11 protein-coding genes are annotated in these 13791 nt (G+C 71.9%); 2 read left to right on the top strand and 9 right to left on the bottom strand.

The window, feature by feature from the left end:
- Window positions 1-47 precede the first annotated feature (47 nt).
- Complete coding sequence (locus tag ABFX46_RS25220; protein WP_346045751.1) at window positions 48-3578, top strand: bifunctional glycosyltransferase/CDP-glycerol:glycerophosphate glycerophosphotransferase; 3531 nt, start codon at window positions 48-50, stop codon at window positions 3576-3578.
- Between the two features lie 63 nt (window positions 3579-3641).
- Here ABFX46_RS25220 and ABFX46_RS25215 read toward each other — a convergent pair whose 3' ends face one another.
- From ABFX46_RS25215 to ABFX46_RS25190, 6 genes are all read right to left on the bottom strand, one after another.
- Window positions 3642-4343 (bottom strand): class I SAM-dependent methyltransferase, encoded by a 702-nt coding sequence (locus ABFX46_RS25215; protein ID WP_346045749.1) that lies wholly within the window; start codon window positions 4341-4343, stop codon window positions 3642-3644.
- 91 nt (window positions 4344-4434) lie between these two features.
- Window positions 4435-5250, bottom strand: a complete 816-nt coding sequence (locus ABFX46_RS25210; RefSeq protein WP_346045748.1) for an SRPBCC family protein — start codon at window positions 5248-5250, stop codon at window positions 4435-4437.
- 169 nt (window positions 5251-5419) lie between these two features.
- The gene (locus ABFX46_RS25205) at window positions 5420-6274 is read right to left on the bottom strand and encodes an FAD binding domain-containing protein (protein ID WP_346045747.1); all 855 of its coding nucleotides are present in this window, start codon (window positions 6272-6274) and stop codon (window positions 5420-5422) included.
- Complete coding sequence (locus ABFX46_RS25200) at window positions 6271-8670, bottom strand: xanthine dehydrogenase family protein molybdopterin-binding subunit (RefSeq protein ID WP_346045746.1); 2400 nt, start codon at window positions 8668-8670, stop codon at window positions 6271-6273. Before ABFX46_RS25200 ends, ABFX46_RS25205 begins: the two co-directional genes overlap by 4 nt.
- Entirely contained in the window at window positions 8667-9158 is a 492-nt protein-coding gene (locus ABFX46_RS25195) for a (2Fe-2S)-binding protein (protein ID WP_163064016.1), read from the bottom strand. Before ABFX46_RS25195 ends, ABFX46_RS25200 begins: the two co-directional genes overlap by 4 nt.
- Before the next feature lie 183 nt (window positions 9159-9341).
- Window positions 9342-10196, bottom strand: coding sequence for a CHAP domain-containing protein (locus ABFX46_RS25190; protein ID WP_346045745.1), 855 nt, complete (start codon window positions 10194-10196; stop codon window positions 9342-9344).
- A gap of 548 nt (window positions 10197-10744) precedes the next feature.
- On the opposite strand from ABFX46_RS25190, the gene ABFX46_RS25185 reads away from it, so the two are divergent.
- Complete coding sequence (locus ABFX46_RS25185) at window positions 10745-11185, top strand: cupin domain-containing protein (protein ID WP_346045744.1); 441 nt, start codon at window positions 10745-10747, stop codon at window positions 11183-11185.
- Window positions 11186-11229: 44 nt separating this feature from the next.
- On the opposite strand, the gene ABFX46_RS25180 is transcribed toward ABFX46_RS25185, so the two are convergent.
- The 3 genes from ABFX46_RS25180 to ABFX46_RS25170 form a co-directional block, all read right to left on the bottom strand.
- Window positions 11230-11934, bottom strand: a complete 705-nt coding sequence (locus ABFX46_RS25180; protein WP_346045743.1) for a TetR/AcrR family transcriptional regulator — start codon at window positions 11932-11934, stop codon at window positions 11230-11232.
- 77 nt (window positions 11935-12011) lie between these two features.
- A complete protein-coding gene (locus ABFX46_RS25175) occupies window positions 12012-12215 on the bottom strand; it encodes a hypothetical protein (RefSeq protein ID WP_346045742.1) in 204 nt (67 codons plus the stop codon).
- A 34-nt stretch (window positions 12216-12249) separates the two neighbouring features.
- Entirely contained in the window at window positions 12250-13713 is a 1464-nt protein-coding gene (locus ABFX46_RS25170) for a PspC domain-containing protein (protein WP_346045740.1), read from the bottom strand.
- Window positions 13714-13791 lie beyond the last annotated feature (78 nt).

The raw sequence follows: 13791 nt of genomic DNA, 5'->3' as shown, positions 1-13791 counted from the left end.
CCGCCCCACCTCCTCCTAACCCCGCTCACCCCATCACGGAGTCGCTCGTGTCCCCGCAGATCAGCATCGTCGTCCCGTTCCGCAGCACCGGCGGCCGCCTCGCCGAGTGCCTGGAGTCGCTCGCAGGGCAGACCCTGCGCGACGTCGAGGTGCTCATGGTGGACGACGGTGCCGACGACGGCGAGGCGCTCGTCGCCAAGGAGTTCGCCGGGCGTGACGACCGGTTCACGCTGCTCCAGCCCGGCCCGGCCGCAGGGACCGCCGACGCCGGTGTGGAACAGGCCAAGGGCCGGTACCTGGCGTTCGCGGACGGCGAGGACGCGCTGCCGCCCTACGCCTGCGAACTGCTGGTCGGCACCCTCGACTCCACCGGATCGGACCTCGCCGGCGGAAACGTCATGTGCCTGGACGCGGAGCAGGTGTGGCAGTCGCCGCTGCACAGCGAGCCCTACGCGAAGACGATGCTGTCGACGCATGTCACCCGCCACCCCGCGCTCCTGCAAGATCGGACGCTCTGGAACAAGGTCTACCGGCGCTCGTTCTGGGACGCGCACGGCTTCGAGCTGGGCACCGACCAGGACGCCCTGGTCGCCGTCCAAGCCCAGCTCCTGGCCTCGGTGGTGGACGTCCTGGACACGACCGTCTACTTCTGGCGCGACCGCCCGGGAACGGCCCCGCGCCTCCGTCCCGACCCGGACCACATCACCGACCGGATCGCGACGCTCGCGGCCATCCGGAACTTCGTCCACGACCACGCACCGGAACTCCTCGCCGTCCACGACATGTACGCGCTGGACCTGGACGTGCGCGACCTGATGCTCGCCCTGCCCGCCGCCACCTGGGAGGAGCGGGAACGCCTGATCGAGCTGGGCGCGGAGGTCGTCGCCGACGCCGACCGCTCGGCCACCGAGGGGCTCGACGCGATCCGGCGCCTGGAGCTGCATCTCCTCCGCGGGCGCATGGTTCCCGAACTGCTGGACGTGCTCCGGTTCGAGGAGTACGGGCTCCAGGACGTCCCGATCGTGCCCAGAGGCCGCCTGCGTCCGCGCTGGTACGCGCGCTACCCGTTCTTCGAGGACGCCGAACGCGACATCCCCTTGGACGTGTACGACGTCACCGACGAGATCGGCCTGTGGGCGGACGTCGACCGCGTCGAATGGGACGTCGACACCCTCATCGTCGAAGGGCACGCCCACTTCGACAGGTTCGACGTGTCGGCGGCGACCGATTCCCGTATCCGGGTCTGGATGCGGGACGTGAAGACCGGCAGGGAGATCCGGCTGCCCGTGGAACGGATCCGCTGCCCGGAGGTCACGGCACGCTCCGGTCAGGCGAGCGTCTCCTACGACTGGTCGGGCTTCACCGTGCGGGTGGAGCCGGAGTACCTCCTCGACGGCGACGAATGGCGCACGGCCACCTACGAGCTGTTCGCCGAGGTCTCCACGGCGGGACGCAGGGCCGTGCAGCGCCTCACCGCGACGCCCCCGGCCGTGCGGTGGACGGCGGCACGGCAGGTGGACGAGCACGTGGCCGTCCAGCCGGCGGCCGGCGACGACGACGTGTTCGTCGTCCACGTCAAGCGCGCCAAGGCCGTCCTCACCCGGATCCGCCGCGACGGGGACATGCTCGAACTGACCGGCTGGACGCGTCGTGCCCTCGGCGCCGGGGTCGCCCTGGTCGCGGCCCGCCGGCACGGAGGGGAGGAGGTCCGCGGCGAGGTGACGCTGCGCCAGTCGGCCGTCCTGCGCATGGCGGAGGGCACCGGGTTCGACTTCACGGCGAAGCTCCCGCTGGAGTTCCTGGCCTCCGGGCGGGGCGGGCCCGCCCCGCACCAGCCGCACCTGCGCGACGCCATCGACTGGGACATCCGGCTGACCGGCGAGGGCGGCCCGCTGCGGCTCACCGTCGCCGGCAACGTCAAGCCCGCCCGGTTCGCGCTGCCGGGGGAGCACGGACGCGAGCTGGCGCTCACGCGGACGGCGTTCGGCAACCTGCGCGCCGTCGAGCGCACCCTCCGCCCCGTCGTCCGCGCCGCCGAATGGGACGCCGCCGGCCACCTCACCCTGACCGGCGACCACGCCGGCCCCGAGGACAGGCCCGACCACTTCGTCCTGCGCCGGCGCCGGTCGGGCGACGAGCACCGCGTTCCCGTCACCTGGGAGCAGGACCGCTTCACCGCCGCCTTCACACCCGCGACCATGGCCGTGTTCGGCACCGACCTGCCGCTGATGAGCGGAACGTGGGACGTGCTGGCGCGCGCGCGTTCCGGCGAGGTGGCGGTCGTCGTCGAACGCGAGGCGATCCCTAGACTGCCCGACCGGCGGCGCGTCGGGACGCACGAATTCGAGGTCGGCGTCCACCAGATCGATGCGCTGACCCTGCACAGCCGTCCCGCCCTGGGCGACGACGAGCGGGGCGGACACGCGCAACTGCTGCTCCAGCAGCGCGACTACCCCGTCTATCTGCGAAGCCCGTTGGCGGACATCGCCGTCTTCGACAGCTACGACGGCGCCCAGTACAGCTGCAACCCCAGGGCCATCTACGAAGAACTCGCACGCCGCGACACCGACCTTGAATGCGTGTGGGTCACCCAGGACGGCCAGTTCCCGATCGACTGCACGACCGATGTGAATACCAGGACCGTCCTGGCCGGAAGCCGTGAGCACTACCGCGTCCTCGCGCGCGCACGGCACATCGTCACCAACCGCGGGCTCCCGCCCTGGTACTTCAAGCGCGACGGCCAGACCTACGTCCAGACGTGGCACGGCACCCCGCTGAAGCGTCTCGCCCACGACCTCAGGGACATGCCCTACCAGCGCACCGAACGCAACGACTGGCTGGACTGGGAGGTAGCGCGCTGGGATCTGCTGCTGTCCCCGAGCCCCTACGCCACCCAGATCATGCGCCGCGCGTTCCACTACGACGGGGACGTCCTGGAGACGGGGTATCCGCGCAACGACATCCTCAGCAGCCCCGAATGGGAGAGCGTCGGGACGCGCATACGCAAGCGCCTGGGGATCCCCGACGGCAAGAAGGTCGTCCTCTACGCGCCCACGTGGCGGGACGACCGGCGCCACGGCCCCGGTAGGCAGGGCTCCTCGCTGGAGCTGGACGTGGAAACCCTGCAGGACGCCCTAGGCGACGACCACGTCCTCCTCCTGCGTACGCATCACCTCGTCACCGACAGGCCCCGTCTAGCGACGACCGGGGCCGACGGCTTCGTCATGGACGTCTCCCGCTACCCCGACATCGCCGACCTCTACATGGCGGCGGACGTCCTCGTCACCGACTACTCCTCCGCCATGTTCGACTACGCCGTCCTGGGCCGGCCCATCGTCATCTACGCCTACGACCTGGAGCGCTACCGCGACCACGTGCGCGGCCTCTACATCGACCTGGAGGCGGAGGCGCCGGGTCCGGTCGTGACGACGTCGGCGGACGTCGCCAAGGCCGTCAAGGCGGCACCGGAAAGCGAGCAGCAGTACGCCGACGCCTACGACCGGTTCTTCGTGAAGTACTGCCCCCACGACGACGGCCAAGCGGCCGCCCGCGCCGTAGACCGCATCCTCAATCGTTGACCTGCGGCGTGTTGTTGTTATCAGGGGCGTCATAACAACAACACGCCGCAGATCAACGGGGGGTCAGCCGGGGTGGCGGGCTCTTGCCCACAGCCATACGCCGGGGCAGCCGGCCAGCGGCAGGCGGCGCTCCAGCGCGGCCGTCAGGCGCAGCGCCTCGTTGGCCAGCGGGTGCAGCGGGGCCAGGTCCTCGCGGCGCGCCGTCCGGTGCCGGAACCGGCGCAGCAGCGGCCGGACGAGCACGCCCCGGCTCCACACCGCCTCCAGCACCAGCCCGGCGCCCTCGACCAGCTCGGTGAGCGCGCGGCGCGGGTAGCGGCGGACGCGGCCGAGCGCCACGTCGTGCGCCGACCACAGCGCCATGTCGCACGGCACGGACACCAGCGCGACGCCGCCCGGACGCAGCACCCGCGCGATCTCCGCCGCCGCCCGCGCGTCGTCCTCGATGTGCTCCAGGACGTCCAGCGCCAGCGCCAGGTCGTAGGCGCCCGGCGCGAGCGGCAGGTACCGGGCGTCGCCCTCGTACGCCTCGACGCCCTGCGCGCGCGCCAGCGCGACGGCGTCCGGGCTCAGGTCGATGCCGGTGGCGCGCCAGCCGTGCTCGGCCAGCACCCGGCAGCTCGCGCCGGACGCGGCGCCGATGTCGACGGCCGCCCCCGGCACGCTGAACCGCAGCAGTTCCGCGGACAGGATCTCCCGCCGCTCGCGGTACCACCAGTTGTCGTTCTCGATCCGGGCGATCCGCTGAAGCTCGATGGTGTCCACGAGACAAGCCGACGGCATCGGCGGCGGCCCGTTCCACCGTCGCCGCCGTCCGCGGGCCGATCGTTGACCCCGGTTTGACCCCGTTCGGGGCTCAGCGCCTGCGGCGCCGCCGGACGAGGAACCGGATCGCCAGCAGCAGCGCGACCAGCCCGCCGAGCGCCGGGACGGCCCGCTTGGCGACCGACGGCCCCGCGACCTCCAGCAGGTCGATCGCGTCGTCCCCGTCCGTCACGTGCAGCCGCCGCGCGGGACGCTCGGGCGCCGCGGCGGGAACGGCGGCCTCGGCCCTGGCGGCGGCCTCCTCCGTGGCCTTCACCGGGCCGGGCTTGCCGGCGTCCTCCGCGGGCTTCACGGCCTCGGCCGCGGGCGCGGCGGGTTCGGCGGGCTCAGCGACCGGCGCGGCCTCGGCGACCGGTGTCGACTCGGCGGCCGGTGCGGCGGCGGCACCGACGGCGGTCTCGCCGGACGACTCCAGCTCGGTCGCCAGCGCCTTCGCGAACCGCGAAATGATCTTCGAACCGACCTCGGACAGGATGTTGCGGCCGAACTGCGCCGGCCGCCCGGTCACGTTCAGCTTGGTGTGCACGCTCACCCGCGTCGTGGTGCCCTCGGTGTGCAGCCTCGCCTGGACGGTCGCGGACGCCGTGCCCGACCCGCGGGCCTCCTTCGCGGCCGCCTCCAGGGTCACCACCCGGGCCGACTCGTCCGCCGAGACGATCCGCGCGGTGCCGCGGTAGGTGATGGTCATCGCGCCGACCTTCACCTTCATCCGCCCCGAGTACTCCTCGCCCTCGACCGAGTCGAGGGTCGCGCCCGGCATGCAGGCCGCGACCCGCTCCACGTCGAGCAGCACCGACCAGGCCTGATCCACCGGTACGGGGACGGTGAAATCGTGGTCGAGCTCCATGATCAAAAGTCCTTATCGTCCGGAGAACTTGTCCGCGACCTTACGGCGGCGGCCCATCCCGTCGCCAGTGGGGGCCCGGTACCCGGGGAGGGGGCGATCATGCGGCCGGGGCCCGGCGGGCGCCGGTACCCGGCCGCATGACCGCGTCATGCGCGTGGCGTGCGGCCCGTCAGCCCGTGGCCGCCGCCAGCGCCCGCGCGGTGAGCACGGTCGCCAGATGCGTCCGGTACTCCGACGACCCGCTCAGGTCGGTGGGCGGTTCGGTGCCCGCCGCGGCCTGCGCGGCGGCGGTCCGGAACACGTCCTCCGTCGCGGTCCGGCCCGTGACGGCGGTCTCCACCGCGCTCGCCCGCACTGGGGTCGGCCCCATGTTGGTCAGCGCGACGCGCGCCTCCTCGATCCCGTCGCCGTTGCGGCGGACGGCGCACGCGACACCGACGATCGCCCATGCCTGCGCCGTCCGATGGAACTTCTCGTAGTGCACGCCCCAGCCCGCGCCCAGCTTCGGCACGCGCACGCCCACGAGGAGCTCGTCCGGTTCCATCGCCGACGTCATCCAGTCGACGAAGAACTCCGACGCCGGGACCTCCCGCTCGCCGCGCACCGACCGGACGAGGAGCACCGCGTCCAGCGCCAGCGCCACGGCCGGAAGGTCGCTCGCCGGGTCCGCGTGCGCGAGCGACCCGCCGAACGTGCCGCGGTGCCGGACGGCCGGGTCGGCGACCGTCTCCGTCGTCTTCGCGATCAGCGGGACGTGCTCGCGCACCAGCGGATCGCGGATCACCTGGTGGTGCGTCGCCATCGCGCCGATGACGATCGAGTCGCCCTCGTCGCGGATCTCCCGGAGCCCGTCGAGGCGGTCCAGGTCGATCAGCGCGTCCGGGATGGCGAGCCGCATCCGCAGCAGCGGCATCAGGCTCTGCCCGCCGGCCAGCACCTTCGCGTCCTCGCCCGCGTCGGACAGCGCCCGCACGGCGTCGTCCAGCGAGGCGGGCCGCACGTAGTCGAACGTCGCGGGGATCACTGGTCACCTCCGGCCGAACCGAGCCCGCCGGCCGCGCCCGGTTGGGCGGCGCCCGGTTCCGCTTCTCCGCGCAGCGCGCGCCACACGCGTTCGGGCGTGCACGGCATCTGCACGTCGTGCACGCCGTGCGGGCGCAGCGCGTCCACGATGGAGTTCACGACCGCCGGGGTGGAGGCGATCGTGCCCGCCTCCCCGACGCCCTTCACGCCCAGCGGATTGGTCGTCGCGGGCGTCTCGGTGCGGTCGACCGTGAACACCGGCAGGTCCGCCGCCGACGGGATCAGGTAGTCGGCCATGGTCGTCGTCGTGAGGTTGCCCTCCGCGTCGTACACGGCCTCCTCGTACAGCGCCTGCGCGATGCCCTGCGCGAGGCCGCCGTGGACCTGCCCCTCCACGATGAGCGGGTTCACGACCTTGCCGACGTCGTCCACCGCCACGTACTTGCGGATCTTCACCATGCCCGTCTCCGTGTCGACCTCCATCGCGCACAGGTGCGTGCCGTGCGGGAAGGAGAAGTTCTCCGGGTCGAACGTGGCGTCGGAGTCCAGCGAGGGTTCGATGCCGTCGGGCAGGTCGTGCGCGGCGAACGCGGCCAGCGCGACCTCCTGCAGCGTCTTGCCCTCCTGCTGGACGCCGCGGACGCTGAACCGCCCGGCGGTGAACTCGAGGTCCTGCTCGGACGCCTCCAGCAGATGCGCGGCGACCTTGCGGGCCTTGTCGACGACCTTCTCGCAGGCGGAGAACAACGCGACCCCGCCCACGGCCAGCGAGCGGGAACCGTAGGTGTCCATTCCCTTGTGCGAGATGGCCGTGTCGCCGTGCAGGACCTTCACGTCCTCGAACGGGACACCGAGCCTGTCCGCGGTGATCTGCGCCCAGGCCGTCTCATGGCCCTGCCCATGCGCGGACGACCCCGTCACCACCTCGACCTTGCCGGACGCCAGGACGCGCACAGCCGCGTGCTCCCAGCCGCCCGCGCCGTACGACAGCGAGCCCAGCACACGGGACGGCGCGAGCCCGCACATCTCGGTGAACGTGGACACCCCGATGCCGAGCTGCACCGGGTCCTGCCGTTCCCGCCGGTCGGCCTGCTCCGCCCGCAGCTTGTCGTACTCGAACAGCTCCAGGGCCTTGTCGGTCGCCGCCTCGTAGTTACCGGAGTCGTAGGTCAGGCCCGCGATCGTCTCGTACGGGAACTCCTCGTGCTTGATCCAGTTGCGGCGCCGCACCTCGATGGGGTCGACGCCCACTTCGGCGGCCAACTCGTCCATCAGCCGCTCGATCGCGTACGTGGCCTCGGGCCGTCCCGCGCCCCGGTACGCGTCCGTGGGCATCTTGGTGGTGAACACGCCCGTGCAGGTGAACGACAGTGCGTCCATCTTGTAGATGCCGTTGAACATGAACGCGCCCAGCAGCGGGATGCCGGGCGTGACCAGCATGAGGTAGGCCCCCATGTCGGCCAGCAGATCCACCTTCAGGCCGCGGATCCGTCCGTCGCGCTCTGCCGCGAGCGTGAGCCGCTGGATCTGGTCGCGTCCGTGGTGGACGGTCATGTTGCCCTCGCTGCGCGTCTCCGTCCACTTGACCGGACGGCCCAGCCGGCGGGCCAGCAGCAGTGCGAGGACCTCCTCCCCGTACACCTGGAGCTTGGAGCCGAAGCCGCCGCCGACGTCCGGTGCGACGACCCTGATCCGGTGCTCGGGGATATTGGTGACCGTGGCCAGCATCAGCCGCAGGATGTGCGGGATCTGCGTGGCCGAGTACAGCGTGAACTCGTCGCCCTCCGGGACGCACAGCACCGACCGCGGCTCCATCGCCGTGGGGATGAGCCTCTGCTGGACGTAGCGCCGCTCGATGACGACCGGCGCGTCCCTCATCGCGGCATCGAGATCCCCGTTCTCGAACACCCACGTGTAGGACTTGTTGGTCCCGAGGTCCTCGTGGACGAGGTCGGCGCCCTCGGCCAGTGCCGCCTCCATGTCCACCACCGCGGACAGCGGCTCGTAGTCGACGTCGATCTCTTCCAGGGCGTCGACGGCCGCGGCCTTGTCGCGGGCGATGACGCAGGCGACGGGCTCGCCGACGTAGCGGACCTCGTGCACCGCCATGGGCGGATGCTCGGGGAGCTTCATGTCCTCGGTCACGACCCACGCGCACGGCAGCGACCCCTGCTCCTCGGCGAGGTCCTGCCCGCTGAACACGGCGACCACGTTCGGGCTCTGCTTCGCCCGCGAGGTGTCGACACCGGTGATCCGGGCGTGCGCGAGCGGGCTGCGCAGGAACGCCACGTGCAGCGTCCCCGCCGGGGTCATGTTGTCGGTCCACTTGGTGCGGCCCGTGATGAGCCGGGCGTCCTCGGACCGCCGGCGCGGGCTGCCGACCTCCTGCACGGTCACGGCGTCACCTCCTGCCCGGCGGGTTCGCGCATATCGCTCGCCGCCCGCCGCACCGCCTTCACGATGTTCTGGTAGCCGGTGCACCGGCACAGGTTGCCCTCGAGACCCTCGCGGACCTCCTGCTCGGACGGGTCGGGGTTCTCCCGCAGCAGATCCAGCGACGCCATGATCATGCCGGGCGTGCAGTAGCCGCACTGGAGCGCGTGCTCCTCGTGGAAGGCCGTCTGCATCGGGTGCGGGGTCCCGTCGACGCCGAGGCCCTCGACGGTCGTCACGTCGCGGCCGTCCGCCTGGACGGCCAGCACGGAGCAGCTCTTCACGCTCATCCCGTCCATCAGGACGGTGCAGGCTCCGCAGTTGCTGGTGTCGCACCCGACCGGGGTCCCGACCTTACCCAGCCGTTCGCGCAGATAGTGGACGAGAAGGAGGCGCGGTTCGACGTCGTCCTCGTACGTCGCGCCGTCGACCTCGACACGGATTCGTGGCATGCGTTTCTCCCAGGGACGTCTCGGGGTGGACTCGGAAGAGAACGTCCACCGGGCGGAGCGCGCTGGTCAGGCCACGTCATCGGGGCCACCTCCGTGGAAGGCGACCCTACGAACCTAATCCGCGGTTGAATCCCGTACTAGCCCCTGGCATCGCTTATTTACCGACGTCTGGGGGAATGCTGGCTAATGCACGCGAAGGAGAACCGACCAGGTTATCGGACCGACGATGCCGTCGTCATCCACCTTGCCCCACCGCTGGACCGCCTTCACGGCCTTCTCGGTGACGTCGTCGAACGTCCCGGTCATCCGCACCTCGGGATGGCTGCGCGCCTGCAGCAGCCCCTGCACGCTCTGCACGTGCTCGCCCTCGTCGCCCTTGCTCAGCTCGGGGAGCTTCCTCACCATGTCCTCCGTCCAGTTGCCCCCGCCGTACGCGGGCCGTCCGTAACCGGCGATCACGCCGGAGCCGCGGACGCGGCGCTTCACCGCGTCGTCGGTGTTGCCCTCGATGGTCTGCAGCCGCCCGCCGCCGAGCACGGCCTCGACCACGCCGACGTGGTCGATCGCGCCGATGCTGTTGCTGGCGCCCCAGTCGAAGAACACGATGTCGCCTGGCTTCGCCCGGTTGACGCCCGCGGTGGTCCCGCTGTGCCAGCGTCCGGCCTTCTGGAAATCCTGCGCGTGCCAGACGGTGTAGGCGCGGTCTCCGCCCGGCAGGGCCGCGGACGCGTTCCCGCTGTGCCGCGCCCAGTAGGTGACCGCCATGTCGCACCAGGCGGCGCGCAGGAATTCGCTCCCGTGCCTGGACGCGTACTCCTTGGTGATGGTGTTCGGCCGGCCCGACATTCCGAGCGATTTCCGGGCCTGACCGATCATTCCGCTCGCACCCGTCGCGGCCGCGCCGATGGCCGTTCCGATCAGTGCGGCGGCCCGGAAAACGCCGTCGTCGTCCGGGTCGCCGTACAGCTCCCGGAGGACCTGCTCCTCGTCGGACTCGGTGGCGTGGTGGACGCCGTCATGGACGTCCACCTCGTCCATATGTGCCGCTTCGTTGGTATTTGTTTGATTTTGGGGGGTCACGTGCTCCTCCAGGAGCGTCGACTCGACCGCGCCCGTTCCGGGGCGGCTCCCGTCCGACCGTATCGGGGTAACCCTCTTCTTCTCCTGTTTCCGCAATGAAACACACGTAACCGTCTATGCAGGGTCTCCATCAGGTAAGACGTCGGATGGTCACCGGACGGTGACGGATGATTCGGGGGAGGAGGGCGCTATGTTCCTCTTCTTCTCATCGCGACTTGGTTGTCTGGGTTCGCTGATCGTGACCCTCGTTCTGAGCGGCATCGTCTACCTGATCATCAGCCGCTGATCCCGCGGTCGGCGCGTCCGTGAGCGGCTCGCCCGCGATCGGTTTGACAAGGCGCGGCGGTGCGTGTCTTCTTGTGTTCGTGACCCAGCGTGCGTCGACCGACAGCCCCGTGGCCCTGCGCCGCGCGGCCAGCGCGCTGTGTCCTTCGTGTTGTCGCTGAATCCGCATCTCACCGGCCGACATCCGTACACGCGACACCAGTACACGAAGGACCTTTCCCGTGGACCTTTCCGTGGTTCCCGATCTCACCATGCACGGCCAGGACGACCCGCACGGTCGTGCTCTCGGCGTCCGTCCACCGACCGTGGGCCAGCTCGCCGCCCGCGTCCGTGAACTGGCGGCGCGTCCCGACGAGTGGTGGCGGCTCGTCCGGTTCGACGCGGCCGAGCCCCGGCACGTCCCGCTGGACGACGAGGCCGGGCCGACCGCCGGGCTGACCGTGTGGCTGACCACGTGGCCGCCCGGTCACGGCGGGACGCTCCACGGCGGCGTCAGCACCCTCGTCGCGGGCGAGCTGGCCGTCGTCACGATCACCGAGCGCGGCGTCACGGAGCGGCCGCTGCGCGCCAACCGCATCCGCGTGCACGGTACGTCCCAGGCGCTGACGAACCCCGGCCCGGCCTTCGCCGTCACCCTCCACGCGCAATCCCCCGCACGCTGAGGGTCGCCCGCGCGCTGAGACCGGTCAGCGCGGGTCAGCGCGGGTCAGTGCGGGTCGTCGGTGAGGTAGCGGGAGGCGGCCTCGCGGCCGATCAGCGGGAGCAGTGCGAAGTAGGTCAGGGACGGCAGCAGCGACGGGAGCTCGTCGGCCGCGCCCGTCTCCATCTGGACGTGGATCGCGCTGTAGATGCCGCCGACGATCGCGTCCACCACGGCCCCCGGGACGGGCGGCAGGGACGCGCCGGTGAGGAAGTCGCGGAACCGGGCGAGGTTGTCCAGGCGCGCCTGCCGGACCCGCGGACCCGCGGCGTTCACCTCCACCAGCGACACCCGCGCGAAGCGGGGCTCGCGGGCCAGCGCGGCGAGCAGCGTGCGCAGCGCGGCGTGGATGCCGTCCGGCCGGTCGGCGGCGGACTCGTACGCCTGCGTCATGCGCGCGAGCAGGATGTCCATGCCGCGCTGGTAGGCGGCGAGGAAGCAGTCGTCGAGGTCGGTGAAGTGCGCGTAGAACGTCTTCTTCGTGACGCCCGCGCCCTCGGTGACCCGGCTGATCGTGGTGTGCGCGTAGCCGCGCTCGGAGACGACCTGGACGAACGCGTCGATCAGCCGCTCGCGCTGGATGCCGGCGACGGTCTCGGGGGAGAGGCCGTGCCGGCCCGGTTTGATGGCCCGGCCCGGGTCCAGCGCCGAACGAGACCCGGGCAGCACGTCCGTGCATCCCGCCTGCGGTGTCCCGGTCTGCCCTGACATCCGACTCCATTCCGTCACCTGCCGTCGGGATCACACTACTTCCCGTTCCGGGGGCCGGGGGAGAGCGGGCGGGCCGGTCAGCGCAGGTCGCGGCGGCGGGCGCGGGTCAGCACCCGGACGGTCCCGACGACGCCGAGCCCGATCAGCACCACCGGGGCGAGCACCGTCGCGGACGCGATCGGCTCCTCCGCCAGCCCCTCCGCGAGGAACAGCCCCGCGAGGACCAGGAAGAACAGCCCGGTCACCGGGCCCGCCGGGTCGAACCGGAACCGCTTGGCCATGTCCACTCCAGACTCGTTGTCAGCCGCGCCGCCGTTAACCACGGTGCACGTCCACGTCGCCGACCTTGCCGCGGATCCGCAGCTCGATCACCGGCGGGTTCGCGCCGGGCGTCTCCGGTTCCAGGACGCGGGTGACCTTGGCGTTCGGGCCGCTGGTCGTCCGGTGCTGGATGTTCAGGTCGCCGAGCGTGATCCGGGCGTCCACCATGACGCGGGCGGCGGCGGGCAGCGTGACCGCGAGCCCGCCGAGACCCACCTGCGCGTCGATCGTGATGCGCTGGCCCGGGGTCATCGGGAGGGCGGTGAGGTCGAGGTCGCCCTGGCCGACGCCGACCTTGTAGGTCTGGGTCGTCTGCGCCACGTCGGTGGGGCGCCAGTCGACGTCGCCGTAACTGGCGTTGCGCGGCATGTCGCCCACCACCGTCGTCGTCAGCAGGCCGAGGGTCAGCAGGGTGCCCGCCGTGGCGAGGCCGTGGGTGCGGAACCAGCCGCCGACGACGAGGCCGAGCCCGATGACCGCGAGCGCGGGCGCCATGACGATCATCCAGGAGTCGGGCGCCGGGTAGCCCTTGGCGACCGGGATCATCGCCGCGCCCGCCGCCATGGCGGCCAGCAGCGTGATCGCCGCCGCCGGTGCCGGGCCGCCGCGCCCGTCCTTCTTCTGCCTCTTCCGGCGGTTCGGCGCCGCGGGGAGATCGTCCGCGAGGGCGTCGGCCCGGGTCGCCGAGTACGCGGCGAGGTCGACCATGCCCGGGGGCAGGCCGCCGCTCGCCGGCGCCGGCCGGGAGAGGTCCTTGTAGAGGGACACGCCGCCGACGACGACGTCCTCCGACCGCGTCCACGCGGCGGACGGCTCCGGCGGGTGCCCGGCCAGCCGCTCGGGGACGGACCGCGCCGCCGCCACCAGGTCCGTCCCGCGCGAGTGCGCTACCACCAGCACCAGCCCGAACACCACCAGGGCGGCGATCGTGCCGGTGTAGGCGCCGCCGAACACGGTGAACGCGAGGCTGACGCACAGCAGCGCGCCGAGGATCGACAGGACCGCCTGCGCGTCGAACCACCGCTTGAACAGCTGCTCCGCGAGCGACGACTCGCCGGGGCTCGCGGGCATCAGCAGCGCCGCCGCGACGTAGAGGAAGATCCCCTGCCCTTGCGCCAGCACGAGGATCGCGAAGCCGACGCGGAAGACGACCGGGTCGATGCCGGTGTAGCGGCCGAGACCGGTGCACACGCCGGCGAGCAGCCGCCGGTCGGCGTCGCGCGCCAGCCGCTGGTAGCCCCGCTCGGAGCGCTCCCGCATCGTCCGCCCGCCCGCGGCCTGCGAGCCCGCGCTTTCCGCACCCGCGGCCTGCTGGCCCGCGCCCTGCTCGCCCGCGTCCTGACGGCTCGTGCTCTCCGCGCCCGTGTGCTGCTCGTCCGGGCTCTGCTTCGCCGTGTCCTGCTCGGTCGGGTTCTGCGGGCGGTCGTTCCGCTCGCCGTCGTTCCGCTCGCCGTCCATGCCTGCCATCGTGGCCTCTCATCCGCGGCCGGCGGTATCGGGGACGTCCCTGAGCGGACCCTGAGCCGGTTCCAGGGC

The sequence above is a fragment of the Actinomadura chokoriensis genome (assembly GCF_039529475.1).
Taxonomy (GTDB): domain Bacteria; phylum Actinomycetota; class Actinomycetes; order Streptosporangiales; family Streptosporangiaceae; genus Spirillospora; species Spirillospora bangladeshensis.
The sequence above is the reverse complement of the archived record's forward strand: the minus strand, read 5'-3'. Positions and strand labels throughout refer to the sequence as shown.